At 36.1% G+C, this 26762-nt stretch carries 21 protein-coding genes; 9 read left to right on the top strand and 12 right to left on the bottom strand.

Annotation, left to right across the window (positions count from 1 at the left end; all coding sequences use genetic code 11):
• Window positions 1-292: 292 nt before the first annotated feature.
• Window positions 293-1918 (top strand): ABC-F family ATP-binding cassette domain-containing protein, encoded by a 1626-nt coding sequence (locus B3P23_RS15455; protein WP_045753903.1) that lies wholly within the window; start codon window positions 293-295, stop codon window positions 1916-1918.
• A 74-nt stretch (window positions 1919-1992) separates the two neighbouring features.
• Here B3P23_RS15455 and B3P23_RS15450 read toward each other — a convergent pair whose 3' ends face one another.
• On the bottom strand, window positions 1993-3588 hold the full coding sequence (locus B3P23_RS15450) for a discoidin domain-containing protein (protein ID WP_293927774.1): 1596 nt from the start codon (window positions 3586-3588) through the stop codon (window positions 1993-1995).
• Between the two features lie 621 nt (window positions 3589-4209).
• On the opposite strand from B3P23_RS15450, the gene B3P23_RS15445 reads away from it, so the two are divergent.
• Window positions 4210-7098, top strand: coding sequence for a TonB-dependent receptor (locus B3P23_RS15445; protein WP_293927771.1), 2889 nt, complete (start codon window positions 4210-4212; stop codon window positions 7096-7098).
• A 76-nt stretch (window positions 7099-7174) separates the two neighbouring features.
• Here the strand turns inward: B3P23_RS15445 and B3P23_RS15440 are convergent, their stop codons facing one another.
• The 6 genes from B3P23_RS15440 to holA all read right to left on the bottom strand — a co-directional run bounded on the left by B3P23_RS15440 (window position 7175) and on the right by holA (window position 13735).
• Window positions 7175-7633 (bottom strand): DoxX family protein, encoded by a 459-nt coding sequence (locus B3P23_RS15440; protein ID WP_045753900.1) that lies wholly within the window; start codon window positions 7631-7633, stop codon window positions 7175-7177.
• Window positions 7634-7899: 266 nt separating this feature from the next.
• Window positions 7900-9483 carry a DHA2 family efflux MFS transporter permease subunit gene (locus B3P23_RS15435; RefSeq protein ID WP_293927765.1) on the bottom strand — a complete coding sequence of 528 codons (1584 nt, stop codon included), beginning with the start codon at window positions 9481-9483 and terminating at the stop codon, window positions 7900-7902.
• Between the two features lie 4 nt (window positions 9484-9487).
• On the bottom strand, window positions 9488-10579 hold the full coding sequence (locus B3P23_RS15430; protein WP_293927763.1) for an HlyD family secretion protein: 1092 nt from the start codon (window positions 10577-10579) through the stop codon (window positions 9488-9490).
• Window positions 10580-10591: 12 nt separating this feature from the next.
• Window positions 10592-11896: a TolC family protein gene (locus B3P23_RS15425; RefSeq protein WP_293927761.1), complete on the bottom strand. Its 1305-nt coding sequence runs from the start codon at window positions 11894-11896 to the stop codon at window positions 10592-10594.
• On the bottom strand, window positions 11886-12503 hold the full coding sequence (locus tag B3P23_RS15420; protein ID WP_045753896.1) for a TetR family transcriptional regulator: 618 nt from the start codon (window positions 12501-12503) through the stop codon (window positions 11886-11888). The genes B3P23_RS15425 and B3P23_RS15420 overlap by 11 nt, the downstream gene beginning before the upstream one ends.
• 230 nt (window positions 12504-12733) lie before the next feature.
• Complete coding sequence (gene holA / locus B3P23_RS15415) at window positions 12734-13735, bottom strand: DNA polymerase III subunit delta (protein WP_045753895.1); 1002 nt, start codon at window positions 13733-13735, stop codon at window positions 12734-12736.
• Between the two features lie 103 nt (window positions 13736-13838).
• On the opposite strand from holA, the gene B3P23_RS15410 reads away from it, so the two are divergent.
• The 5 genes from B3P23_RS15410 (at window position 13839) to B3P23_RS15390 (ending at window position 18677) form a co-directional block, all read left to right on the top strand.
• Window positions 13839-14309 carry a type I restriction enzyme HsdR N-terminal domain-containing protein gene (locus tag B3P23_RS15410; RefSeq protein WP_293927757.1) on the top strand — a complete coding sequence of 157 codons (471 nt, stop codon included), beginning with the start codon at window positions 13839-13841 and terminating at the stop codon, window positions 14307-14309.
• 85 nt (window positions 14310-14394) lie between these two features.
• Window positions 14395-15096, top strand: coding sequence for an ATP-dependent Clp protease proteolytic subunit (locus B3P23_RS15405; RefSeq protein WP_045753893.1), 702 nt, complete (start codon window positions 14395-14397; stop codon window positions 15094-15096).
• 2 nt (window positions 15097-15098) lie between these two features.
• Window positions 15099-16349, top strand: coding sequence for an ATP-dependent Clp protease ATP-binding subunit ClpX (gene clpX, locus B3P23_RS15400; protein WP_045753892.1), 1251 nt, complete (start codon window positions 15099-15101; stop codon window positions 16347-16349).
• Between the two features lie 98 nt (window positions 16350-16447).
• Window positions 16448-17266: an AMP nucleosidase gene (locus B3P23_RS15395; RefSeq protein ID WP_045753891.1), complete on the top strand. Its 819-nt coding sequence runs from the start codon at window positions 16448-16450 to the stop codon at window positions 17264-17266.
• Window positions 17267-17312: 46 nt separating this feature from the next.
• Entirely contained in the window at window positions 17313-18677 is a 1365-nt protein-coding gene (locus B3P23_RS15390; protein ID WP_293927751.1) for a pyridoxal-phosphate dependent enzyme, read from the top strand.
• A gap of 70 nt (window positions 18678-18747) precedes the next feature.
• Here the strand turns inward: B3P23_RS15390 and B3P23_RS15385 are convergent, their stop codons facing one another.
• The 5 genes from B3P23_RS15385 to B3P23_RS15365 all read right to left on the bottom strand — a co-directional run bounded on the left by B3P23_RS15385 (window position 18748) and on the right by B3P23_RS15365 (window position 23628).
• A complete protein-coding gene (locus B3P23_RS15385) occupies window positions 18748-19191 on the bottom strand; it encodes a KTSC domain-containing protein (RefSeq protein WP_045753889.1) in 444 nt (147 codons plus the stop codon).
• A 187-nt stretch (window positions 19192-19378) separates the two neighbouring features.
• Window positions 19379-20626, bottom strand: a complete 1248-nt coding sequence (locus tag B3P23_RS15380; protein ID WP_293927748.1) for an amidohydrolase — start codon at window positions 20624-20626, stop codon at window positions 19379-19381.
• 70 nt (window positions 20627-20696) lie between these two features.
• Window positions 20697-21548, bottom strand: coding sequence for a helix-turn-helix domain-containing protein (locus B3P23_RS15375; protein WP_293927745.1), 852 nt, complete (start codon window positions 21546-21548; stop codon window positions 20697-20699).
• A 118-nt stretch (window positions 21549-21666) separates the two neighbouring features.
• On the bottom strand, window positions 21667-22998 hold the full coding sequence (locus B3P23_RS15370) for an amidohydrolase (RefSeq protein ID WP_293927742.1): 1332 nt from the start codon (window positions 22996-22998) through the stop codon (window positions 21667-21669).
• A 75-nt stretch (window positions 22999-23073) separates the two neighbouring features.
• Complete coding sequence (locus B3P23_RS15365) at window positions 23074-23628, bottom strand: DUF1543 domain-containing protein (RefSeq protein WP_045753887.1); 555 nt, start codon at window positions 23626-23628, stop codon at window positions 23074-23076.
• 62 nt (window positions 23629-23690) lie between these two features.
• On the opposite strand from B3P23_RS15365, the gene B3P23_RS15360 reads away from it, so the two are divergent.
• Both B3P23_RS15360 and B3P23_RS15355 read left to right on the top strand, forming a co-directional pair.
• Entirely contained in the window at window positions 23691-24584 is an 894-nt protein-coding gene (locus B3P23_RS15360) for a serine hydrolase (protein ID WP_045753886.1), read from the top strand.
• Between the two features lie 112 nt (window positions 24585-24696).
• Window positions 24697-26727, top strand: a complete 2031-nt coding sequence (locus tag B3P23_RS15355) for a M3 family metallopeptidase (RefSeq protein WP_293927737.1) — start codon at window positions 24697-24699, stop codon at window positions 26725-26727.
• The last annotated feature ends 35 nt before the right edge of the window (window positions 26728-26762 follow it).

Below are 26762 nucleotides of genomic sequence, written 5' to 3'. Positions count from 1 at the left end.
TTAGTTATGTTATCCATGATAGGTGAAGACTAATCAACAACATGTTCTGATGAAGATCTTTACCTGAAATTTACAGGCTTATTTATCATGTCATTCATCTCAAATTCAGATGACCTTTACACATCTCAAAAACGAAATACAATATGAACAAAATAGAATAATATGAGCTCATGGATAATGACTTAAAATAGTCAGTTATCAGCCTCATAATAACATAATAGACAAACTCATTACTTTGTAATACCCATAAAAACGTAATAAAAATTATAGAAATAAACCTTATCTTTGCAGCATGATTAATGTATCAAATCTTTCTCTTCGTTATGGTAAACGTATACTATTCGAAGATGTCAATTTAAAATTCACACCTGGTAATTGTTACGGTATTATCGGTGCCAATGGAGCTGGAAAATCAACTTTTTTAAAAATTGTTTCTGGTGATATTGACCCTTCTACGGGTTCAGTTGCTTTCACACCTGGCGATAGAATGTCGGTCTTAAGCCAAGATCACTATGCTTTCGACGAATTTACGGTATTGGAAACGGTTATGATGGGAAACCAAGAACTGTACAAAATCATGAAAGAGAAAGATGCTATCTATATGAAAGAAGATTTCTCGGATGCTGATGGCGAACGTGCAGGTGAATTGGAAAGTTTATTTGCAGAAATGGATGGCTGGAATGCGGAATCCAATGCGGCAACACTATTGAGTAGTTTAGGTATTAAAGAAGAATTTCACTATAAATTAGTTTCAGAAATTGATGGTAATCAAAAGGTACGTGTTTTATTAGCACAAGCTTTATTTGGGAAACCAGATATTTTGATTCTCGATGAGCCTACCAACGACTTGGATATTAACACGATCGCTTGGCTGGAAGATTTCTTAGCTACTTATGAAGCAATTGTATTGGTCGTATCCCACGATCGTCACTTCTTAGATGCAGTCTGTACACATACAGTGGATATTGACTTTGGTAAAATGACGATCTATACAGGTAACTACTCTTTCTGGTACGAATCGTCACAGTTAGCGTTGAAACAGCGTACTGATCAAAATAAGAAAACTGAAGATAAAGTAAAGGAATTACAAGAATTTATCCGTCGATTCTCAGCCAATGCATCTAAATCTAAACAAGCGACTTCTCGTAAGAAAGCTTTAGATAAAATCAATATTGACGAGATCAAACCTTCTAATCGTAAATATCCTGCTATCATGTTCAATACCATGAACAGAGAGCCGGGAGATCAGACCTTACAAGTAGAGGGATTGGGTAAGACCATAAATGGTGAAGTTTTCTTCAAAGATATTACCTTCATGATCAACAAAGGTGATAAAATTGCGGTTTTGGGAGCCAATTCATTAATTACTTCAGCTTTTTACGATATCATATCGGGTCGCGATAAAGATTACGAAGGAGATATTAAATGGGGTATTACCATTACTCCGGCAGATATGCCAATGGATAATTCTCCTTTCTTTGAAGGTAGGACTGAAAACCTTGTCGATTGGTTAAGAGATTATACCACAAATCCTGATGCCGATGAGCAATTCATACGTGGATTCCTAGGTAAGATGTTATTCTCGGGCGAAGAAGTATTGAAAAAATGTTCTGTATTATCAGGTGGTGAGAAAATGCGTTGTATGTTCTCAAGAATGATGCTACAAGGTGCAAATTTCTTAATCTTTGATGAGCCAACCAATCACTTGGATTTAGAGTCCATCACAGCTTTGAATAACGGTATGGTAGATTTCAAAGGTTCAATGTTGTTCACTTCTCGTGACCACGAATTAACTGAAACAGTAGCTAATCGTATCATTGAATTGACTCCAAAAGGTATCATCGACAAACTGATGACCTATGATGAATATATCAATAGTGAAGTCGTACAAGCACAACGTGCCGAAATGTATAAATAAGCATTTCATATTATTACAAAAGGGAGAGGTCTTGATCAAATAATCAAAACCTCTCCCTTTTTATGTCGCTCATACTAATTTGAATAAACTCCGAAATCAGCTAAATGAGAGTAAAAGAAATTTCCCCAAGAGCTCGTTGACTCAATCTTTAAATAGCGCGTACTCAATACAGAAGGAAGATCAACATTAATCCAGCTACCCGATACTTGTATCAATTGTGCCGTTTTCACTAATGTCCAAGTTGTACCATTCGTACTCGAATAGATATTGATATCTTTCATTGCGCCGTTGAGATTATCACGATTACGAAAAGCAAGACCTTTTACAGAACGATTTGCTCCCATATTAACAGAAAAATAATGGGGCTGCGGCGTTTGTGCAGAAGACCATGGAGTATGCCATATCGTACTTCTATTTTTATCCAAAACATTACTTGCAGGAGCACCATTTTCTTGACTATCAGCAGCTATGATCGACCAACCTGTAGTAGGCAATAGATCGTGAACCACAACCTTGGACAAATCAGGTATACTATTGACAAAATTATATAGGTAACTGTAAGTCGAACGGCTTCCATTTTCATGCATAAAGCCAATTCTCAATTGATACTCGTTAGTTAAATCGTAAAAATCAGCTAGTGGACATTCGAATCTAAAACTATCAACTCCAATAACCTTTGCTGCCCATTGTACCGCATCGTAGTCTTGATTGCCCCCATAAGGAGTTCTATCATGCCAGATAACAACATCTTTTACAGGTTTAGTGGCTGTAAATTTACCTGAGACAACGATACTATTGTTGGTGTAAGATGATGACAATGAAGTAATATCGACAGATGCGGATTGATACCAATCTGTACGTGTCACCGCACTAAATACTTGGCTATTGTTAAAGGTTGCAGCTGTCGCTTTTGTCAATGATGTCGTTGAAAGTCCATAAGTGGAGTTACCACTTCCCATTAAAGCGGTACCCAATGTAGGTGCTAGCGTTTTATTCATACGATTATGACTAGCATTTAAACCATGTCCCAACTCATGAATCATTCCCCCTATCCAAACTGTTGCTTTCCATCCGATATCTCCCCCTATTCCTAAGTTTTTCGCATCTAAATTGACATAGTCCAAAGCATAACAGGTGGTTCCTGTTCCGTAAAAAGGAGGACCCCCAGGATTTGCCGGATCTGTATTATAAGTTGGGATAATAATTAAGTTATGTTCACTCTTTTTTGCCGTAGGATTTAAGGCATAGTATGCGTCTACTTCAGCCTTTACAGCTCCAGATCCACCTTCATAGGGATAAGTAGCTTTACCAGAGTTACCTGCAATGTAAATAACATGAATAAGAGAATCATTGATCAAGTCTAAACTAAAAGATTTTCTTCCAAATCCCTCACGATCCATGTTGTCTGCAAACATGTTTTGGGCATCTAGTAATATTTTACTTAAACGCTTTCTGAAATTTGGAATAGAATCCACATCGTTTGGTACAAAGTAAATGACATTTAATTTGTAAGGATTATTGCGCCACTCATTGGTCAAACCAAGTGTTTGGCTTTTGTTTACAACAGAAAGGGATTCATCATTATTAGCTAAATCTTGTGTAATATCCTTACAGGAAAAAACGGTTAGTAGTATCAAACTACATAAAAGGTAAAATGATTTATTCTTCATATTTAATGTTTAAATGGTATAAACCTAATTTAGAAAAGACAAATCATTTTATAAAAAATAATTTAAAAAATATAATATTTTACTTAACGCAAACGATTGTTTTTCATCTTAAATTAAGTCTTATGTAACAATATTATTGTAACAATGATTCAGAATCAAAAAATTAATTAGTACTAAACAAAAATTGCAGTAGTGTTGATAAACAAAAAGATTACAAAATTTTACTTCACCCGGTGTGTATAATAATGATTCATCTAAGAAATCTAAATTCTACATTTTTATTTCTGGTCGATGAGAAGTAAAATTTCGGTAGTAACAATCTTTTACAACAGAATTTTACTTTTATAAAATAATAACAATAATATACTCCTATCCGTTCTACTATCTTCTATTTTAGTCCAGTTGAAATCAAAAATTTCAGTTCTAAAAGATAAATTATTTATTATATGAACAGATCAAAAATCTTGCTTTAAAAGTCATAGAAGTACAATAAAACAAAATTACAAACCCTCTATTTCAGCTCATTAAAAAAATAAAAGGACTATTATTTGAAAATAAATTCTATAATATGAAAACAAAAAAATATATTTGTCTACCAAATCGATAGATTTAATATTAAATATGAAAAGAACATTACTAACCTTTACAGTTGTAGCCATAATTGGACTTACGAAAACAACCCAATCATTTGCTCAGGGTTCTAACATCATTGAATTGACAGGGCATATCATTGATCAAAATACGAAGGAACCGTTACCCGGCATTACCGTTACGATTCAAGGAACCGTTAATGGTACTTCTACAAATAATCAGGGTGATTTCAAATTGAATACAAAAGCAAAATATCCTTTTACTTTAAAAGTATCAGGTGTTGGTTTTGAAACAAAAACCTATGAAGTCACTGGACCACAATCAAATCTCAATCTGTCCTTACTTACTCAAACTATATTAGGCAAGGAAGTAGTTGTTACTGCTTCAAGAACTCAGGAAAGTATCTTAAAGTCTCCTGTATCGATTGAAAAACTGGATATTAGAGCTATCCGAGAATCACCAGCTCCTAGTTTTTACGATGCCCTTGAAAATGTTAAAGGGGTTCAAATGACCACATCAAGTATTACCTTCAAAATCCCTAATACCAGAGGTTTCAATATTCCCAACAACTTTAGGTTTGTGCAGCTCGCCGATGGTGTGGATATGCAAGCCGCTACCCTAGGCGTGCCTCTTGGAAATGCTATTGGCCCAACTGAATTGGATATTGCGAGTATTGAAATAACTCCTGGTGCTTCTTCTGCTCTATATGGTATGAATGCCATTAATGGAATGGCTAATCTATTGACAAAAAATCCGTTTTTGTACGAAGGATTAAGTGTATACTCGAAAAATGGACTAAATCATACCGGTGGTACTGGCCGCGAATTGAGTAATCTAACCGAAAATGCCGTCCGTTTTGCTAAATCTTTCAATAATAAATTTGCATTTAAGGTCAATCTTAGCTACTTAAGAGGAACTGACTGGCTTTCTAATTCTTATCAGGATCAAAATCCAAACACACTAAACACAGCAAATCCTAGCTTCCCAGAACTTTCAGGAAGTAATAATCCCGCCTACGATGGCTGGAATATTTATGGTGATGAAAATAATAATGCTGTCACCCTTTCTGGTTTGAACATTAATGGTAAAGCAAACCAATCTCTGATTGTAAGACGTACAGGTTATAAAGAGGAAGATCTTTCAAAGCCTACAGTTGAAAATTTAAAATTTGACGCTGCACTACATTACCGTTTAAACGAAAATGCCGAATTATCATACAGTTATCGATTTGGTCAAATGGATGGTGTATTTCAACGGGGAAACAAAATTCAACTCGACAATGTGAAGGTCCAAAATCATAAATTAGAATTGAAAGGAAATGACTACTCCATCAAAACTTATATTTCTACAGAAAATACAGGTGACTCCTATAACATCAAACCATTGGCTGATAATCTCGATCTAACACATCTTTCGAACAATGCATGGCGTGACTTGTTTAAAAACTCATTACAGACACAATTAAATTCGGGTACTTCACTGACCGAGGCACTACAAAATGCGAGAAAAATTGCTGACAACGGCCGTGTAGAACCAGGAACAAAAGATTTTGCGGATTTAAAAAATACCATTACACAAATCAACAATTGGGATCATCTAAACGCTGGAGTTGCCACTGGAACGGCAACTGGTGGCGCTCAACTGAAGCAAATGAGTAGAACTTATCATGCTAATGCTCAGTGGGATTTAAGCAAGCACATCAATATCTTCAATTTGCTTGTCGGTGGAGATGCAACTATTTACGAAGTCATTCCAGATGGAAATAACTTTGTTGACTTTAAAAGACCAATTGCCGAACGTAGCCAACCGTTAGCGAATGGCTCTTTCGGTGATCAGGTTTATTATAAAAAATTTGGCGGCTTTGGTCAGATCACCAAATCATTATTAGATGAAAAATTAAAACTTTTTGGATCACTTCGCGTCGATTATAATCCCGAATTCACAGCTAAAATAAATCCTAGGATCGCAGCAGTATATACCCTAAAAGAAAAACATAATCTTCGAGCATCATTCCAAAATGGATATCGCTTCCCCGCACTCTTCGAAGCATTATCATTTGTCAATAATGGGAATGTACGTCGCGTAGGAGGACTTTCCTATATTAATGAGGGTCTTGGATATTTAGACAATTCGTACACATTACAGTCTGTCAACGCATTTAATGCAGCAGTCAATAAAGATGTTGCAACTGGATTAACATCCAATGATGCAGCGCTCAAGAACCGAGGCCTACTGACGGTCACAAACCTGAAAGCGACAGAGCCAGAAAGTATTAAATCTTTTGAAATTGGTTATAAAGCAGTCCTTCTTCAAAATAAATTAGCAATAGATTGGGATCTCTATAGCAATGTGTACAATGGATTTTTGGGACAAGTAGAAGTTGCTGTTCCTGCTACCGATAAAATAAACACAGATGCATCTGTATTGGATATGCTAGCTAGCAATAGATCCAAACAAACGCGTTACCGCGTCTATACGAATGCAAAAAATAGTTATAACAATTACGGTAGTTCTTTAGGGATTACGTACAATTTCAGCGGAAATTATACAGTAGCTGGGAATATCAACTATAGTGACATCACAAAAAATAAAGATTCTGATCTTTTTGTTACCGGATTTAATACGCCAAAGTGGGCGACAAACCTTTCGTTTGGAAATAGACAGATACTGCCAAACTTTGGATTTAATGTCGTCTGGAAATGGCAAGATGCGTTTAATTGGGAAAGTCCACTTGTCAATGCACGTGTGTCTGCATATCATAATATTGATGCTCAGGTGAGTTACAAAATGTCAAAATCAACAATAAAACTTGGCGGAAGTAATATACTGAATAATCATTACATTCAATATGCAGGTGGTCCAACACTTGGAGCTTTATACTACATGGCTATCACTTTTGATAATATCTTAACAAAATAATATTCCCTCCCCTTCTATTATATTTGGTTTAATCCTCCTCATCTCTCGATGAAGGAGGATTTTTATTGTCGGATGATTATTTTAAATAAAGTCCGAAATACCAAGTCCATGCAATTAAAATAAGTTGCATCGGAAGCCTTTGAGCATACAGGTAATTCATACCTGGCCCTGTGTAGTCGGCTTTAAAAATATTGATCATTTTTTTTGAAGAGTTCACATTAGCTATAAAAACTACAATAAAAAAGATGATTAACAATATGGCTGTTGTAGCTCTTAATGACGGTATCATCAAACCTACACCTGCAGCAATTTCGAGTACACCAGTTAGATATACAAAAAAAAGTTTTGCTGGAATAAATTCAGGGATCATCATCACCATACCCTTTTGGAATCTGAAATGTGAAAGACCTGTAAAAATGATGAAAACAGCCATACCCAGGTTTCCGGCAAACAAAAAATCCCAAACACCATATACTAATTTTGTGCCTAGTAGAGCAGTGAAAAAAGCGGTAAAAAGAATAAGTAATAATTTCATAAATCTTCCATTAGTTTGTCCTGATAGCAACTGCTGATAAACCTGGCAAAGTTGATAACAAGTTTTACAATAACAACAAATAACATCAGGAATTGTTACATCCGTTTTTTTAAATACAACTGTGAAATATTTTCGAAACAAGGTTTTCCGATGACGTTTATTCGTATTTCGCTCTGTAAGCGATCACCATTAATCTGCATTAACAAGCATAAAAAAGCAGCAGTAATCTACATTACTGCTGCTTATATGAAAAGTTTGCAATGACTTTAGTGTAAACTTGAAGTATCGACCTTATTTTTACCTTGTTTGATCATCAATACAAAGGGCACACAGACTATAAATAATAATCCGATATACAAAAATACATCCATATAAGATAAGACTGTTGCTTGTTTCATCACCGACCCCTCTAGTAATTGGTATGCCTTTGCCAAAGCTTCATTAGGAGTGAATCCTTTTGCCACAAAACTGGCCTGTAGCTGATTGATTCTTTGTTGCACTTCAAAATTAGTTGGATCAAGATGTGCAATTAGATTGACGCGGTGACTTTGTGTAAACCTGGAGATAAAAGTAGTAATCAATGCAATACCAAATGAACCACCCAACTGGCGCATCATACCTGTAAAAGCAGCACCTTCACCAATACTTTTCCCTGATAGGGTCGATAGTGATAAAGTCATCACGGGCACGAATAATAAACCGAGCCCCACTCCTCTAAAGATCAAAGGCCAAAACATATGTTCAGCACCTGTATCATTGGTCAAGCGACTGTACATTACGAATGAAAAACCAAAGAAAACACAAAGTCCTAGGGCCACCATGTATTTCTGGGGAACACCATTTTGAATCATCTTCCCTATGAAAGGCATCATAAACCCCGTCATGAGGGAGCTTGGGATCAGGAGTAATCCTGCATCCGTAGCCGTCCAACCTAAAATCGATTGGGTGTAAATGGGAATCACAAACGTCGATCCAAATAAGCCAAAGCCCAAAATGAAACTCATTACGACACCCACTTGCAAGTTTTTATCCTTTAAAACCTGGAGATTAACAATAGGCCTGTCATAAGTCAACTCCCGCCACACGAAAAAGAGCAATCCCAAAACAGAAGTAATGGATAAGACAACGATAGTCCTATTAGAAAACCAATCATCCTGCTGTCCATGTTCAAGCACATATTGTAGCGAACCGATAAACATGATAAGGAAAATCATACCCCACCAATCAACATCTTTAGCTGCCTGTTTTTCTCCATATTTTGGACTCTTAACAAATGAAAGCGTTAAAAGAACAGCAATAATACCTAAAGGTACATTGATGTAGAAAATATAAGGCCAAGAAAAATGATCTACGATGTAACCACCTAGCGGTGGACCTAAAGTGGGTCCCACGATAACTCCCATCCCGTAAATAGCTTGTGCCATACTCCTTTTAGCCGGCGGATAACTTTCTGTAATAATAGTCTGAGCGGTGACTAACAAAGCTCCTCCACCCATACCTTGTATAAATCTAAAAAATACAAGTTCCCAAATATTAGTCGAGTTACCACATAAAAAAGAAGCAACCGTAAAAATAATAATGGAAGCAGCAAAATAATTTTTGCGACCAAACTGTTGCGATAGCCAACTTGTCATGGGAATCACGATAACATTTGCGATCGCATATGCCGTTATCACCCAAGCGATATCCGTCAATGTGGCTCCTAATGTTCCTTTCATATCATTGAGAGCAACATTGACAATCGTAGTATCTACAATCTCCAATAAAGCACATAAAACGGCTATAATGGTAATGATTACACGTCGATACCCATATTCAATGAGGCTATCTTGATCAAGTGTAGCTGTCATAATTTTATTTTAAATGAACGTCAACATCTGCATTCATCCCTGGACGCAATAAAGCAATATGATCTGCGGTGTTAGCTTTTGTAAGTAATATTTTCACAGGTAAACGTTGTACTGTTTTTACGAAATTGCCCGTTGCATTATCTGGAGGTAACAACGAAAACCGAGAACCTGTTGCTGGTGAAAATGAATTGACTTCACCCTCAAATTCAATATTGGGATAGGCATCAACGATGACTGATACTTTTTGCCCAATTCGAATATCATTCATTTGTGTTTCCTTAAAATTAGCAACGACCCAAGTTTCATGATTATCGACGATGTAAAATAAAGCAGCACCCGGATTAACCATTTGTCCTGGTCTAATTTTAACATTGGAAATCTGACCATCTGCAGAAGCTGTTACGACCGTATAAGAAAGATTCAACTTAGCGGCATCAACAGCAGCCCTCGCACGATCTATATTTGCTTGTGCTACGGCAGTTTGTTTACTTGCGACATTTGTTTTACTAAGTACCGCTTCACGCTGCGAATTAGAAGCATTACGTTGCTGCTTCAAAATCTCCACCTGCTTCTCCGCTTCCAACTTAGTTGTTAGCGCTTGTTCATATTGCTGTTTTGTGATCGAGTGATTGTTGTACAAGTTTGAATATCGGTTGAAATCATTTCGAGCTTGTTCTGCACGAATTTGAGCAACATCAATACTACCCATATTAGAGCGAACTGTGGCATCAGAGATTGCAACATTTGCAGAAGTAGCGTTTACATCTGCTTTTGATACCTCAAGCGAACCTTCTGCACCTAACAAAGCTGCTTCGGCCTCCTTTACTTTAATTAAATAATCTTGGGTATCTATTGTAAATAAAGTATCACCTTTTTTCACAATATCATTATCTTTCACATAGACCTGAGCAATATATCCCCCTACTTTTGGGATAATCGGATTCATATTCTTATCCACCTGTGCATCATCAGTAGTCTCATGCGATTGACTATGTATGTATTTATAACCTCCATACCCTCCTCCAACTAAGATAAGAGCAATAAGAATGAAGACAAATTTCTTATTTGATGGTTTCTTTTCTTCTTGATTTTCCATTGATATTTATAATTATTTTGTTGTTAATTGACCATTTACTAAAAGCAAATCATAATACTTTTCAACCGTATTAGCCTTTGAAATGGCTAAATTGATTTTTGATTGTAATTGCTGTACATCGGCTTCAAGCAGATCATCGGTATCCGCGACCCCATTATCGTATTTATCTTTTACGATCCGATAGTTTTCATTTGCTTGATTGACGGCTTCTGTATATAACTGATTTTGAGAGATTGTTAAGTGATAATTTTCATTTGCTTGCTGTACTTGGACTCTAATTTTATCGTTCATCATCACAACATTTTCATCCACTTGATTTACTTGATTGCGCGCAATGTTGACATTTTTCTTATTTTTATAAAGTGATCCGATATCATAAGATATTCCAACCCCAACATTCACAGCATTTTTAACAGTAATCAAATTATGCACATCCAATGCAGCATACCCGCCTGTCAAAGCAATTTTTGGTAAAGCATTCGATTTTTCAATATTTACTCTATTCAAAGCAATATCATGTTGTGCTTGAAGCGCTTTCAATTCATTTCTATTGGTTAATGCGGTAGTGGCGTCTGAAATATCTGCTATTATTGGTGCTTCATCCAAATTGATAGCAGGGACTTTGGTTGCTTCATCCAATTTCAAGAAATTAACCAACTGATAATTTAAAACAGTAGCGTTCTTTTGCGCTTCCTGCAAAGCAACTTTGTAATTCGACAATTGCAATTCCGCTTTTAAAAGATCATTGCGCGGAATAATACCATTTGCTTCCATTGCCTTAAAATCGGCAACACGCTGTTCAGATCTTTTGATATTTTCTTCCATCAAAAGTGCTGTTTGCTGCGCCTTATATAAGTTGATATACAAATTGATGCCCTGCTCAGCCAATTGATCCTTCAAGGCTAGTGCAGAAAACTCCTCGGCTTTGACAGCATTGCTAGCCGCTGCAATACTATTTTTGATCTTACCCCCTGTATAGATCGGCATACTGACCGAAGCTTGACCAAGTAACAGTTGATTTGCCTTAATACTCATGGGATCTGAAGACGACGACATCGGAATCTGGAATTTGACATCCGGAGAAGTCATCGCTAAGTATTGTCCACTTAACTTAGCGTCTGGAAGTAAGGTATTCTTTGAAGCCTCAAATTCCAATTTTTTACCTGTGATTTTTGTTTCTGAAGCTTTTGCTTCTAAACTTTGTGTCTGCGCAAGATGAATAACCTCTTGCAAAGTAAGGGGAGTACTTTGCTGTGCAAATGCTACGCCTTGTAGACAGAAAAGTAAAAGTGTAAACTTTCCTATTTTAGTATTCATATGTTAATAAAGCTTTAATCGTTCTTTGTAAATGCGTTACTAAAGTAGATTCCATATATTCACTATACTCCTCATCTGTAGTAATATTTAATTCTGATTTTAAAAATGATCGATTCATCTGGAAATTCATAAAAGTACCCATCATCGTTGCATGTATCAGGATAGGATCATTACCTGAACGAAACTCACCTGTATCCACGCCTTTTTGAATAATACTCGAGATAACATGTAAATTATGAACCTTCAAATTCTTGTAAGAATCAGAAAGCATCAGTCTTTTCTTTACGCCCGCTTCTATCGCAATGATCTGATAAATCGCTAAACTGGAATTCATATATTTAATATATGAGCTCACCATTTCATCCAATATCTCCATGACAGGAATCGTCAACTGCAAAATACTTTCATCCATTTTGAATTTTTCAACCCGGTAATCAAAAAGATCATCTAGCAATTTGTCTTTAGATCCAAAGTAATAATTGATCATAGCAACATTAACCTGAGCTTCATGTGCAATATCACGGACAGAGGTACCATCAAAACCATTTATTGAAAAAAGCTTTTCTGCTACATGCAATATCTCTAACTGTTTCTCACTAAAATCCATTTTTTCTTTTTTTTAAACCGTGTGCAAATTTAAACAAGTGTTTAATTTAAACAAGCGTTTAATTTAAATATTACAAAAAGATAACATTAGATGCAAATAACTGAAAACAAGGACACTAAACACACTTAACACTGCCATAATAACAAAAAAAACCTATCTCAAAATAATTGAGATAGGCTTTTTTACAGTTAATCTTTATATTTTTCTCTCTTTCGAAAGAAGTGATTATGTTAGTTAAGTATTGTAAATATCAATTCCGTCAGTATATCCTTAGTATTCGTATTACTTCCGATATTCATTCCCTTAGATTTTAGATCAGCATCTTTCAAAGCTGCAATAATGGCAAATGTTTTCCTACGATTATAGTTGCGGGCAGCAAGTTCATATTCTTTCAGAAAAAATGGATGCACCCCAAGCTCCTTTGCTGCTGTACTTTTGTCAACAATATAATGATACTTTAATATCTTAGTAAAATACCCTGCAATAGTACCCAGGACTAAAACCAATGGATTGCTTTTAGGGTTTGCTGCGAAATAATCAACAATTTGATAAGCCTTGAATGCGTTTCTTTTGGCTAAGGCAGTATTCAGTTCAAAGACATTAAAATCTTTAGAAATACCAATATTTTGTTCAATATCAGAAACAACGATCTCCCTTTCTTTCGGGACATTGAGCATCAGTTTATTTAACTCATTGACAATTTTAGAAAGTTCTGTACCTAAATATTCCGAAAGCAATGCGGCAGCTTGGGGGTGGATATTCCATCCCTGTTCTTTGATAAAGGAAATAACCCAACTGGCTACCTTATCATCATAAAGTTTATTAGATTCAACAACAAGACCTTTTTTTTCAATGGCCTTATACAGTTTTTTACGTTTATCAAACTTCCCATATTTATAATCAAATACCAATACAGTAGATGCTGTACACTGTTCTACATACTTCAGCAAAAGTTCGTCATCTTTCCATTTCAGATCCTGCGCCTCTTTAATAATGATCAGTTGATGGTCACTCATCATGGGATAGCGCTTAGCTGCACTAACAATAGTTGAAAAATCAGTATCTTTTCCATATAATACGGTTTGATCAAAACCTTTTTGAGCATCATTAAGAACAGTATGCTCCAAAGCATCACTGATGACATCAATAAAATAACTTTCCTCACCGTGTAGTAGGTACACAGGTTGAAATTTACGTTTTTTAATGTCTGTTAAAATAGGGCTGATATTCATGATGCCCCTAAATTACAACTAAATTGATGAACAGTAAAATTTGTCATGTGGAATCCGCTTTTAACGTTATTAGGTGTAAAACAAAAATTAGTATATTTGCCATATGTTTAACCCCATTCCGTTAAATTTACCGCCATATCCAGCGAAGTTGACTAAAGAAAATGAAACGATTTTCATTTTTGATGACCTGCGGAAAAAGAAACTTGTTTTAACACCTGAGGAATGGGTGCGTCAACATTGGATTCATTATCTTCACCTTAATAAAAAGTATCCTAAATCCTTGATGAAAATTGAAGGTGGTTTAAAATTAAATGATCTTCAAAAACGGAGTGATCTATTGATCTACAATAATCGAGGTGAAAAAATAGTTTTAGCGGAATTTAAAGCTCCACACATTAAAATTACACAAGCGACCTTCGAACAGATCGCCAATTACAATTCTATCCATAAAATTCCGTTACTATTAGTAAGCAATGGATTAGAGCATTACTATTGTAAGATTGATTTTCAAAATAGCTCATTCCTATTTATACAAGAGCTCCCTAGTTACGATCAACTTTTAATAGAATTGTAACTCAGATGTAAAACAAATCGTGCAGAGTATTTATTATTTAAAATATAGTTTTATATTAGTCTTATAAATTTGAATCACAAAGAATATGAATATAGATAAAAACGAATTCAGAAAATATGCCATTAAGCATCATAGAATTGGAAGTCAACATGTTGATGGTTTTATAGCACGCGCACAAGTAAATACACCTACAAATTTGACTCCATACATTGTAGAAGAGCGTCAATTAAATGTAGCTCAAATGGATGTGTTCTCACGTTTGATGATGGATCGTATTATTTTCTTAGGTGATGGTATTAACGATCAAGTAGCAAATATCATTCAGGCACAATTGTTGTTTTTACAATCAACAGATGCACAACGTGATATTCAGATCTACATCAATTCACCAGGTGGTAGTGTATACGCTGGTTTAGGGATTTATGATACGATGCAATATATTGCACCAGATGTAGCGACAATCTGTACAGGAATTGCTGCTTCTATGGGTGCTGTATTATTAGTTGCTGGTGCAAAAGGAAAGCGCGCTGCATTGAGACACTCACGTGTCATGATCCACCAACCTTCAGGCGGAGCTCAGGGTGTTGCTTCAGATATGGAAATCAATCTACGTGAAATGATGAAATTAAAAGAAGAGCTTTACACCATCATTGCTGATCACTCTGGACAGACTTATGAATGGGTAGAAAGATCTTCTGACCGCGATTATTGGATGAAAGCTTCTGAAGCAAAAGACTTTGGAATGATTGATGAGATTTTACTTCCTAAAAAGGAGATTATTAAATAGTAATGGCTAAAAATAATAACAGTGGTGTTCATTGTTCATTCTGCGGGATGAGTAAAAATGATGCCCAAATGCTTATCGCCGGAGATGGCGCTCACATCTGTGATCGTTGTATCAACCAAGCTGGCGAAATTCTAGCAGAAGAATTGAAACAGCGCAAGAGTAAAACATTACAAACTGCGTTAAAGTTAATTCGTCCGTTAGAAATAAAAGAACACTTAGATCAGTATGTGATCGGACAGGACGACGCTAAAAAAGTGATCTCTGTTGCGGTGTACAATCACTACAAACGGTTAAATCAAAAAGTTGATAAAGATGAAATCGAAATTGAAAAATCAAATTTGATTGTTGTAGGTGAAACGGGAACGGGTAAAACTTTATTGGCTAAAACGGTCGCTAAAATTTTAAATGTGCCTTTCAGCATCGTGGATGCGACAGTTTTGACAGAAGCTGGTTATGTAGGTGAGGATGTGGAAAGTATTTTGACCCGTTTACTCCAAGCTGCTGATTATGATGTTGCTGCTGCTGAACGTGGAATCATTTATATTGATGAGATCGATAAAGTTGCACGCAAAAGTGATAATCCGTCGATCACTAGAGATGTTTCTGGAGAAGGTGTACAACAAGCGTTATTGAAAATCTTAGAAGGAACAGTTGTTAATGTTCCGCCTCAAGGTGGACGTAAACACCCTGATCAAAAAATGATTGCTGTCAACACGAGCAATATTTTATTTATTTGTGGTGGTGCATTTGACGGTATTCAAAAGAAAATCGCCAATCGCCTACGAACACAGACAGTGGGTTATCGCATGAATGAGGATGATGCAGAGATTGATTTAAAAAATCTATATAAATACATCACCCCTCAGGATTTGAAAAGTTTTGGATTAATTCCAGAATTAATTGGAAGATTACCTGTATTAACGTATTTAAATCCATTGGACAAAGAGACACTATTGAGTATCTTGACTGTACCTAAAAATGCGTTAATCAAACAGTACAGAAAATTATTTGAATACGAAGGAATTGAATTAATATTTGATGCTGAAGTTTACAACTTTATTGTAGATAAAGCAGATGAGTTTAAACTTGGAGCTCGTGGTTTAAGAAGTATATGCGAGGCTATTATGCTCGACGCAATGTTTGAAATTCCTACTTCAAAGGAAAAGACCAATCAAAAAGAATTGCATATCACCTTAGAATATGCCATGAAAAAATTTGAAAAGTCGGACATCAAAAAATTGCAAGTCGCTTAAAAAAATCCCTCGCTAATCGCGAGGGATTTTTTTTAACCATATGAATTATTCAGACCGCTCTTCCTTCAATTGAGGTTAAATTATTAAATAGATGAATTATGGCAAAAAGTAAAAAAAATGTTGATACCCCTATCACACCTGGTTTAAAATCTAAAGAAGAAATCGTTCACAACTGGTTGCCACGCTACACTGGAAGACCACTGGAAGAATTTGGAGATTATATCTTATTAACCAATTTTTCAAAATATGTCACTATTTTTTCAGAGATGCATGACGATGCGCCAATCTATGGAGAAGATAAACCAATGCAGAGTGTGACAGCAGGTGGTATTACAATTATAAATTTTGGTATGGGAAGCCCCATGGCGGCAACTGTAATGGATCTATTATCAGCGATCTCACCAAAGGCAGTCCTATTTTTAGGAAAAACTGGCGGATTGAAAAAGAAAATCGGTGTTGGAGAACTCATCTTGCCGATTGCAGCCATCAGAGGTGAAGGTACATCAAACGATTATTTCCCCGCAGAAGTACCGTCATTGCCATCCTTTGCTTTACAAAAAGCAATCTCAACGACTATTCGTGATCATTCCCGTGATTATTGGACAGGTACAGTATACACGACCAATAGAAGAGTATGGGAACACGATAAAGACTTTAAAAAATATCTAAAGGCAATACGTGCTATGGCTGTGGATATGGAAACGGCAACTATTTTCAGTGTCGGATTTGCTAACAAGATTCCCACAGGTGCATTATTACTAGTTTCCGATCAACCGATGATTCCTGAAGGTGTAAAAACAGCTAATAGTGATGTGAGTGTCACAGCTAAGTATGTGGATGCGCATATCAGTATTGGAATAGACGCACTTAAACAACTTAAAAATAATGGGTTGACTGTGAAACATTTGAAATTCTAAGAAACAGACTATTTTTGGTATTTTTGTACAAACAAACAGTAAATTTATGTGGTATAATAACATTTTAGAAACAATAGGCAACACCCCTCTTGTTAAACTAAACAAAATAACCAAAGATCTCAAAGGAACTATTCTAGCCAAGATCGAGACCACCAACCCAGGCAACTCGATCAAAGATAGGATGGCACTCAAAATGATTGAAGATGCAGAGCAGGCGGGTTTATTGAAACCAGGAGGAACAATCATTGAAGGAACTTCAGGAAACACGGGTATGGGATTGGCCATGGCAGCAGTTGTCAAAGGCTATAAATGTATTTTTACCACTACAGATAAACAATCTAAAGAGAAGGTCGATGCTTTACGCGCTTTTGGTGCCGAAGTGATCGTATGTCCTACAAATGTCGATCCCGAAGACCCACGGTCCTATTATTCGGTATCAAGCCGCTTAGAACGCGAAGTCCCTAATAGCTGGAAAGCTAATCAATACGATAATCCTTCTAATGCACAAGCACATTACGAACAAACTGGTCCCGAAATATGGGAACAGACAGAAGGAAAAATCACTCATTTGGTTGTTGGTGTCGGTACTGGCGGCACTATTTCAGGTGCAGCTCGATACCTAAAAGAACAAAACCCAAATATTAAAATATGGGGCATTGACACCTATGGTTCTGTATTCAAAAAATATAAAGAAACCGGTATTTTCGATAAAAATGAAATATACCCCTATATAACGGAAGGTATAGGTGAAGATTTTCTCCCAGAAAATGTTGATTTTAGTGTAATAGATCTTTTTGAAAAAGTTACCGATAAAGACGCGGCATTGATGACAAGAGAATTAGCGCGTAAGGAAGGTATCTTTGCCGGTAATTCTGCAGGATCAGCATTAGCAGGACTTATTCAACTAAAAGACAGTTTAAAAGAAGACGATCTCGTTGTCGTCATCTTTCACGATCACGGATCTCGATATATGGGCAAAATGTATAATGAAGATTGGTTGAGAGAACGTGGATTCTTAGAAGACGAGAAACTAAATGCAAAAAGTATTTTAAAAAGAAGAAGCGAACAGGCCATTGTTACTGCAGATGTTCAACAAACCGTATTCGAAGCATTCAATTTCATGAAAACGCTCAATATTTCTCAGATCCCTGTCACGCAACAAGGTATGGTTGTTGGTAAAATAACAGAGTCGGATATTTTAAGTGCATTATTGGAAAATCCTGCTCTCAAATCATCTTCCGTGCAAGATGTTATGACAAAACCGTTTCCATTTGTTGACTTAAAAACATCGATTGATAAAATATCAGCACTGATCAATAAGGATACACAAGCTGTATTAGTAGAGGATGAGTTTGGCAAAATCAATATCATCACGCAATATGATATTATCAATGCAATATCGGAAGCGTAATTAAATAAAACTGCATAAAAATAGCCTTATTGTTTTATCAATAAGGCTATTTTTATGATAAGCAATTAAATTATGCTCCCATTGCATTCGCACTTTTGCGGAATGTGTATGAGTTGAAAATTTGTCTTCTACCAAATCTTGGACGAGACTCAGCATTAAGAAACTTTGTGTACACAGTTTTTGGAACACCAAAATACTCATATGTACTTTTATCCTGAAATGTAACTCTTAAGGTCTGACCTTTAAATTCAAAATCCTCAATAAAAAAGTTATTGATCGTATTGTTATACTCTTCTAAATTGGCTTCGTGTGTTTCAGGAGCAATACTAACTAAGAAGTGGTAAGCCTCAATAATTTCTGTACTCTTTAACTCAGCCTCCTCTTTTTGCACTTCATCTTGAAATTTATCCGGATGCCAAGCTTTGATTAAGTCACGATATATCTTTTTTAACGTTGCTAAATCTTCATTTTTTGTAATACCAAAAATCTTTTTGGATTCACCTATTCTTTTCATAATATTTATTTTTCCCTATTCCAACCAAACCATATTGATTTTAGGATTTGCAAAAATACGTCAATTATATTTTAGAATGAACAATTGCATGTTAATTTTTTGTAATTTCATCTATTACATCAATTTAATTGATCAGTACTGCCTATAAATAAAGATCATCCCCGCTCCTATAGTACCTTGACAAGCTTTAATGTGTCACAAAAAGATTTCCATTGTGCATAAATGCGTGTACAGCAGACATCCTAGACACTGCTTCAGCAGAGCAGGTCGCATTTACAAAGACAAGCTGGGCATCATCATGGATACGTGGCCATTGTTGTTTTCCTTCATCATCCAACGGTAATATCTGCTGGGTAGCAAACTGCAACGTCCTAGAAAGCTGAAATTCTGTCACATAGCCATACAATTGGGCTATAAGATTTGCTTTCTGTAACATATTTCCAGTACCAAATGTACTCCAGTAATCTTGTACATTGTCATTTCCGATTAACACATCAACACCACATTTTCTTAATGCAGGAATAGGCATGGGCCTTCCTTTAAAAGGTACAGAAGAAGCAATACCAACTTGCGCAAAAGCCAATTTTTCTGCGATCTCTTCTACTTCATTTGCATCCAGATGAGCTAATGCGAAAGCATGGCTAATAAATGTTTTTCCTTGCAATTGTGGATTTTCAATAGCTTTATCAATAAGGTATTGTATCGCTTGTATTCCTGAGGGACCTGCTTCGTGCAAATGGATATCAATTCCTTTATTATGATCTAAAGCCAATTGGACCGTAAATTCTAATGGTTTTTCGACACTTCCATCAATACTGTAGGGATCCAATCCTCCAATAAAATCAACCTGATCATACTTTGCCACTTCTTTCATCAAAGGAACCGAATCTGTATAATACAAACCATGCTGCGGAAAAGCAACAAGCTCTGCTTCAAATGATTCTTGTTTATGTTCCAATGCCCTCAAAAGATGTTCAAAAGACTGAAGTCCAGATGTAGGATCTACATTGAAATGAGTCCTCGCATAGGTTGTTCCATAGCCTTGCAGCAAACCAATCAGTTGCTCTGCACGTAGTGTCGAAGTTTTCAATAATTCGGGGATGATCTGCTGCTCATACGCAATCATATCAGCAACCGTTTTTCTTTTCGGAGATAGGGCTTGCCAAGGTAGGCCAAATAAGGTTTTGTCGATATGAACATGCATATCTTTGAACGCTGGCAACATCAGCTTTCCATCCATATCAATAGCGTCCTCATTCGGATCGTGGGCTCTAATCGCGTTTATTTTTCCATTAGCAATTTCAATACAAAATAAATCAGTAAGGGTACCCATAACTTCTTCATTTTCATATTCGAATCCAGTCTCTAAACGAACATTTTTGAGTGTATAATGCCCTTTGGCAAGTAATTGATGAGATGATAGCATATGATCCATGATTATATAACAAATATAAAAATCATGGATTGGACCACCTATGTACAGATCATGCTACCTGTTGTTCAAATTATCCTTGTTCTTTAAATTGAGAAGGAGTCATACCGGTCTGATTTTTAAAAAACTTAGAAAAACTAGCGTGATCATAAAAACCTAATTCGTAAACAATATCTTTCACACTTCGATCAGAAATCTTAAGTAAGCGCTTTGCCTCCAACAAGATACGATCATGTATCAACGTTGAAGCTGCTATATTAAATCCTTTTTTACAGACTATGTTGAGATAATTAGCCGAGATATGAAGCTTTTCAGCATAAAAAGAAACAGACCGATCTGATTTAAAGTGCAGGTCGATAAGCTGTACAAATTTTGAAATAATAGGATTTGAATGGTATTTTTCAAAATCATTGAACGTGAGCTCAAAAGTTTTACGCAGCAATAGGCCTATTAATTTACTCCGTGTCTGAATAATTTCCCAAAGAACAGTGTTATCTTTCAATTCCTGTGCAATCGCAAGAAATTCATATCGTAATGCCTTGTACAATGAATCTGAAATCTGAAAAACAGGATGTTGTTGATAATATAAAGAAGAAAAACGAAGATCTGGCAAAAAGAGCTCGAACCATTCGCGATTGATCATCAATTGATAGCAAACAGTCCCCTCTTGAAATTGCCATTGATGCACTTGACCAGGAAAAAGTAAATGTACCTGTTGCTGTTCAACTGTATAACTTTTAAAGTCAATGGTATGCGATCCACTCCCTTGCTCAAATAACAAAATAATGAAGAAATCATGTTTATGAGGTTCTAAGATCTGACGTGAGCCACGTAGCTCATGAAATAGTAAATTACTAAGCTCCGAAGGTGCTTCAGTAAACTCTTGAATATTCAAAACAGGAAAATAATCGCGTTGGTTATCCATTCTCCTCAAATTTAGCAATTCAATTTACTAAATATGGTGGAGAATGAATTAAAGTTCATTGTATTTTTATTGGAAAAATTAAAATATGAAAATAGCAATATAACCTAATTTGTTACGCTTAGTAAACCAATTCTCCATTATGAACAAGAGAGCGGATATCTGAAATACGCGAAACGGCTTCAGCAGAACAACTTGCGTTAACCAGTACAAAGTCAGCTTTATCCCCTATTTTAGGCCATTGCTGTATTCCTTTATCATCTAAAGGAAGTAGCCCTGCAGTAGCCAATTTTAAACTTCTTGATAACAAAAACTCAGAAGAATAACCATAAAGCTGAGCCATCAAATTCGCTTTCTGTAAAACACTTCCTGTTCCAAAAGTATTCCAGTGATCCACAATACTGTCATTACCAGTCATAACGGTCACGTTATACTTGTATAAAGTCGGAATCGGCATAATTAAACCTCCAAATGGGATTGTTGACACGATACCGATTTGTGCAGCCCCTAATTTTTCCGCAACTTCTTCTTGCTTTATTTTATCGATCTTTCCCAGTACAAAACAATGGCTTAAAAATGTTTTACCTTTTAAAACCGGATTTTCATTGACCTTATCGATTAAGTATTCCACCGTTTTCAATCCCGACTCTCCGGACTCATGTAAGTGAATATCTATTCCTTTATGATGATCCAGGGCAAGTTGAACAGTAAAATCCATTGTTTTTTCAATCTGCCCATCAATGGAAAACGGATCCACACCACCTATAAAGTCGATATCCATTTGAGCCGCTTCCTTTAAGTAAGGAACACTATTTGTATAGTATACGCCATGTTGTGGAAAAGCAACCAATTCTGCTCCAAAGCCTTTACGCTTATTTTCAAGAGCGATCTGCAGATTTTTAAGTGATTGCAATTTAGATGTCGGCTCGATATTGACATGACTACGTGCAAATGCCGTACCTTTTGACTGCAAAAGTTCAATCAGTTTTTCTGCTTTAAATGTTGAATTTTTCAATAAGTCTGGGAGCATCTTTTGTTCCAAAGCAATCATTCCTTTCACTCCACCTGCCCCACGTCTGATCGCTTGCCACTTATCTCCATAAAAAGTTTTGTCTAAGTGAATATGCATATCTTTAAAAGAGGGCAACATCAACAATCCCTGAGCATCGATAGCATCTGCATGAGGTTGGTTAGCACTTATTTTTACAATTTTCCCATGTTCAACTTCAACATAAAATAAATCTGTCGTCGTAGCAATCACATCAGCCTCATCAAATTTAAAACCTGTCTCCAAACGAATATTTTTGAATTGTAGTTTTGAACTTACGTTATTCGGTTGATTAGCATACATAGGATCAGCGATTAAAGTGCCCATCGGTAAAGATGCGCCAGCAACAGCTATAGCAGCACTTTGAATGAATTTTTTACGGGATAAATTGCTCAAATTATTCACGTTCTTTTTTTGTTATAAAATTACAAGTAAACTTGATCAAAATAAGGGTACATTTTATAACAATGCTTGTGCGATTTATTCCAATTGATCTCGCAAGATCTCCATCGTGAAGTAACCATTGGTTATCTCATCTTCATATGAAATAGCGGCAGGACATTGCTCAATCCTGACATAGTATTGCTCCTTAAAGAAGGACGGCAGCAGCTCCTCGATTTCATAGACATCATCGACATCGATCCCATATTTATCATCAATATGTGGAGATAGATGATGCTTAAAAAAAACCGTCTTTTTCGCCAAATCTTTAGCTTCCTCTAACGCTCGAGCGACGACGAGCTCTTTATAATGGTACTCTTCCATATCATTGGGCTTGTACCCCCCTAGATTGACAAAATATAATTTCAACTCTTTATTATCTACAGGTTCAGTCGAGATGGAAATTTGATAGTTCCCAACTTTCGTCACTCTCCGCCAAGAATCAACATGAATATCATCTTTAGCCTCTGGCCAATAATTTTCAATCGATGGAACTAATTCACCCAATTGTTTTGCGATACCAAAGTAAATATCATGCTGTTCAATATGTCTGTCTGATGGTTTACATCCCAGTAGTAACATAAAAAGATTCATATTTTTTCTCGATTAATTATAGTTTAATTATCATTACTTTTATAAGATACAACTTAAATCTAATGAGAACAAAATTTTTATTAATCCTATTATCAACGATATGCTTAGTTCCATATACGCTATTTGCTCAAAAAATTGACATAAAACTAGAACGGAAATTAAGGGTACTCACGCAAAACTTTCAAGGAGATATTGGTATCTATGTAAAAAACCTAAAAACGCAAAAATCAGTTTTGATACAAGCAGATTCTATCTTTCCAACAGCCAGTATTGTCAAAGTTCCGATACTTGTTGGGGTTTTTGACAAAATAGAAAAGGGAGAATTAAATCTCGATCAAAAATTCACTTATCGTTCATCTCAGCAATATGGCGGTTCTGGCTTAATGCAATTCTTCAAAGATAGCACCGAAACAGATCTATCTACCCTAGTTGGATTGATGATAAGTTATAGTGACAATGTTACCTCTATCTGGAATCAACAACTTGCAGGCGGAGGTTTAGTCATCAATGAACTGATGGATAAATTAGGGTTAGTCAATACTAAAGTTAATTCCCGTACAGTTGGACGTGACGACATTTGGAAAAAATACGGTTGGGGACAAACCACTCCAAGAGAAATGGCAACCTTAGTGGAGATGATCTATCAAGGCAAGGTTATCAGCTCAAAATCTTCAGATCAGATGTATCGCTATTTGGGCAATATTTTTTACAACGAACGCTCGCTATCACAAATACCGCCATATGTTAAAACTGCCTCAAAAACAGGATCTGTCGATGAAGCTCGAGGCGAAGTTGTCCTGGTAAATGCACCTAGCGGTGATTATGTTTTCTGTGTACTGACCAATAATATTAAGGATCAAAGTTGGACCAAACATAATGAAGCAGAAGAATTGACTAGAAAAATATCTCATTTATTATGGAATTACTTTGAACCAAAACGACCATATACACCATAAAAGAATACCCAATCACCTTTGGTCAAACTGAACAAAATAACTATTATATCATCTTGCTGTCGTTATTTTCATTTTTCTGCGCATGTTAAAAATATTCTGTTAAATTTACTTTATGAGTATCTTAACACAACATTTTGAGACGGTTCACAATACCGCACCATTTTCTAAAATAAAAAACGAAGACTTTATACCTGCATTTGATCTCGCCATAACCAATACCAGGGCAGAAATCGATGCTATAGCGCAAGCAACTGACCCTGCTACTTTCGAAAACACCATTGAAGCATTTGCATTTTCAGGAATGGCACTGGATCGTCTATCCAGTATTTTTTTCAATTTGCATTCTGCAGAAACCAATGAGCAATTGGAACAAATAGCCCAAGATATTGCGCCTAAGCTTTCGGAGTTAGGTAATGATATAACGCTTAACTTTGACCTTTTCAAAAGAATTAAACAAGTCTATGATCAAAAAGAAGAATTAGACCTCACGGCAGAACAGATGACGCTTTTAGAAAAAAATTATAAAGATTTTGTTCGAAATGGAGCGCTACTAGCCGACAATAAAAAAGATCAGTTACGCGCTATTGACAGCGAACTATCGCTACTCAAATTAAAATATGGCGAACATATACTAGCCGATACAAATGCTTATGAATTACATCTTACAGACGAAGCCGATTTAGCAGGCTTGCCCGATGGAGTGAAAGAAGCAGCAGCAGGATTAGCAAAATCTAAAGACCAATCTGGCTGGATCTTTACTTTGGACTATCCGAGTTACATTCCATTTGTCACTTATGCCGATAACCGTGAATTACGTCAAACGATCAGTATTGCAGCAGGAAAAAAGGGTTTTCAAAATAATGAGAATAACAATGAAGAAATTGTTTTAAAAATCAGTAAGCTACGCTTCCAGCGTGCACAGCTTTTAGGATATGAAACACATGCTCATTTTGTATTAGAAGAACGCATGGCCCAAAATCCAGCTAAAGTAAGAGAATTTTTAACTGATTTACTGACTAAAGCAAAACCAGCGGCAAAAAATGAATTTGATGAATTAGCTGCTTTTGCAAAAGAAACGGACAGTATTGACAAACTGGAGAAATGGGACGGAGCTTATTATGCTGAGAAACTAAAACAAAAGAAATTTCAACTTGATGATGAGCAATTAAAACCCTATTTCAAATTTGAAAACGTACTACAGGGTGGATTCGAAATCGCAGAAAAACTATTTGGATTGCATTTCAGTGAAGTGCAACACATAGATAAATATCACCCTTCGGTACAAACCTTTGAAGTAACGAATAAGGATGGAGACTTTATTGCTATTTTTTATGCCGACTTTTTTCCCAGAAAAGGCAAGCGCAATGGAGCCTGGATGACCTCTTTTAAACCCCAATATAAAAAAGAAGGACAAAACGAACGCCCGCATGTTTCCATTGTGTGCAATTTTACACCAGCTACAGCAACCAAGCCTTCGCTACTGAGCTTTAATGAAGTTACTACCCTATTTCATGAATTTGGTCACGCTTTACATGGCATGCTAGCCGACACCGTATATCCCACTCTTTCTGGAACTTCTGTATTCTGGGATTTTGTCGAATTGCCAAGTCAGATCATGGAAAACTGGTGTTACGAGCAAGAAGCATTGACGCTATTTGCTAAACATTACAACACTGGAGTGCCAATTCCTATGTCAATGGTGGAAAAAATACGCGAAAGTGCCTCTTTTCTAGAAGGCATGGCTACACTTCGTCAACTTAGCTTTGGAATGCTAGATATGGGGTGGCATGGTCAAGATCCTACAGCGATAGATGATGTAAAGCAATTTGAAAAAGAGCAATTTAAATCAACACAGCTTTATCCTGATGTTGCTGAAAATGCAATGAGCACTTCCTTTTCACATATTTTTGATGGCGGTTATTCATCGGGATATTATAGTTATAAATGGGCAGAAGTACTGGATGCTGATGCATTTGACTACTTTAAACAAAATGGAATTTTTAACAAAGAGATAGCAGCAAAATTTAAAGATACCGTTTTATCCAAAGGTGGGACAGTTCATCCCATGAACTTATATAAACAATTTAGAGGTCAAGAACCAACTGTAGAAGCCTTACTGAAACGGGCGGGATTGCTTAAATAATTTGGAATTTCCCCAATAAAAAAAAGGAATGTTTT

Origin of the sequence: Sphingobacterium sp. UBA6320, from assembly GCF_002440335.1 — a bacterium.
Lineage (GTDB): Bacteria > Bacteroidota > Bacteroidia > Sphingobacteriales > Sphingobacteriaceae > Sphingobacterium.
Note: the sequence above shows the minus strand (reverse complement) of the source record. Positions and strands in the feature narration are given on the sequence as shown.

Bases quoted from the DNA above. Each gene is read 5' to 3' on its own strand.
- B3P23_RS15455 (WP_045753903.1), top strand. From the start codon at position 293: ATGATTAATGTATCAAATCTTTCTCTTCGTTATGGTAAACGTATACTA.
- B3P23_RS15450 (WP_293927774.1), bottom strand. From the start codon at position 3,588: ATGAAGAATAAATCATTTTACCTTTTATGTAGTTTGATACTACTAACC.
- B3P23_RS15445 (WP_293927771.1), top strand. From the start codon at position 4,210: ATGAAAAGAACATTACTAACCTTTACAGTTGTAGCCATAATTGGACTT.
- B3P23_RS15440 (WP_045753900.1), bottom strand. From the start codon at position 7,633: ATGAAATTATTACTTATTCTTTTTACCGCTTTTTTCACTGCTCTACTA.
- B3P23_RS15435 (WP_293927765.1), bottom strand. From the start codon at position 9,483: ATGACAGCTACACTTGATCAAGATAGCCTCATTGAATATGGGTATCGA.
- B3P23_RS15430 (WP_293927763.1), bottom strand. From the start codon at position 10,579: ATGGAAAATCAAGAAGAAAAGAAACCATCAAATAAGAAATTTGTCTTC.
- B3P23_RS15425 (WP_293927761.1), bottom strand. From the start codon at position 11,896: ATGAATACTAAAATAGGAAAGTTTACACTTTTACTTTTCTGTCTACAA.
- B3P23_RS15420 (WP_045753896.1), bottom strand. From the start codon at position 12,503: ATGGATTTTAGTGAGAAACAGTTAGAGATATTGCATGTAGCAGAAAAG.
- holA (WP_045753895.1), bottom strand. From the start codon at position 13,735: ATGAATATCAGCCCTATTTTAACAGACATTAAAAAACGTAAATTTCAA.
- B3P23_RS15410 (WP_293927757.1), top strand. From the start codon at position 13,839: ATGTTTAACCCCATTCCGTTAAATTTACCGCCATATCCAGCGAAGTTG.
- B3P23_RS15405 (WP_045753893.1), top strand. From the start codon at position 14,395: ATGAATATAGATAAAAACGAATTCAGAAAATATGCCATTAAGCATCAT.
- clpX (WP_045753892.1), top strand. From the start codon at position 15,099: ATGGCTAAAAATAATAACAGTGGTGTTCATTGTTCATTCTGCGGGATG.
- B3P23_RS15395 (WP_045753891.1), top strand. From the start codon at position 16,448: ATGGCAAAAAGTAAAAAAAATGTTGATACCCCTATCACACCTGGTTTA.
- B3P23_RS15390 (WP_293927751.1), top strand. From the start codon at position 17,313: ATGTGGTATAATAACATTTTAGAAACAATAGGCAACACCCCTCTTGTT.
- B3P23_RS15385 (WP_045753889.1), bottom strand. From the start codon at position 19,191: ATGAAAAGAATAGGTGAATCCAAAAAGATTTTTGGTATTACAAAAAAT.
- B3P23_RS15380 (WP_293927748.1), bottom strand. From the start codon at position 20,626: ATGGATCATATGCTATCATCTCATCAATTACTTGCCAAAGGGCATTAT.
- B3P23_RS15375 (WP_293927745.1), bottom strand. From the start codon at position 21,548: ATGGATAACCAACGCGATTATTTTCCTGTTTTGAATATTCAAGAGTTT.
- B3P23_RS15365 (WP_045753887.1), bottom strand. From the start codon at position 23,628: ATGAATCTTTTTATGTTACTACTGGGATGTAAACCATCAGACAGACAT.
- B3P23_RS15360 (WP_045753886.1), top strand. From the start codon at position 23,691: ATGAGAACAAAATTTTTATTAATCCTATTATCAACGATATGCTTAGTT.
- B3P23_RS15355 (WP_293927737.1), top strand. From the start codon at position 24,697: ATGAGTATCTTAACACAACATTTTGAGACGGTTCACAATACCGCACCA.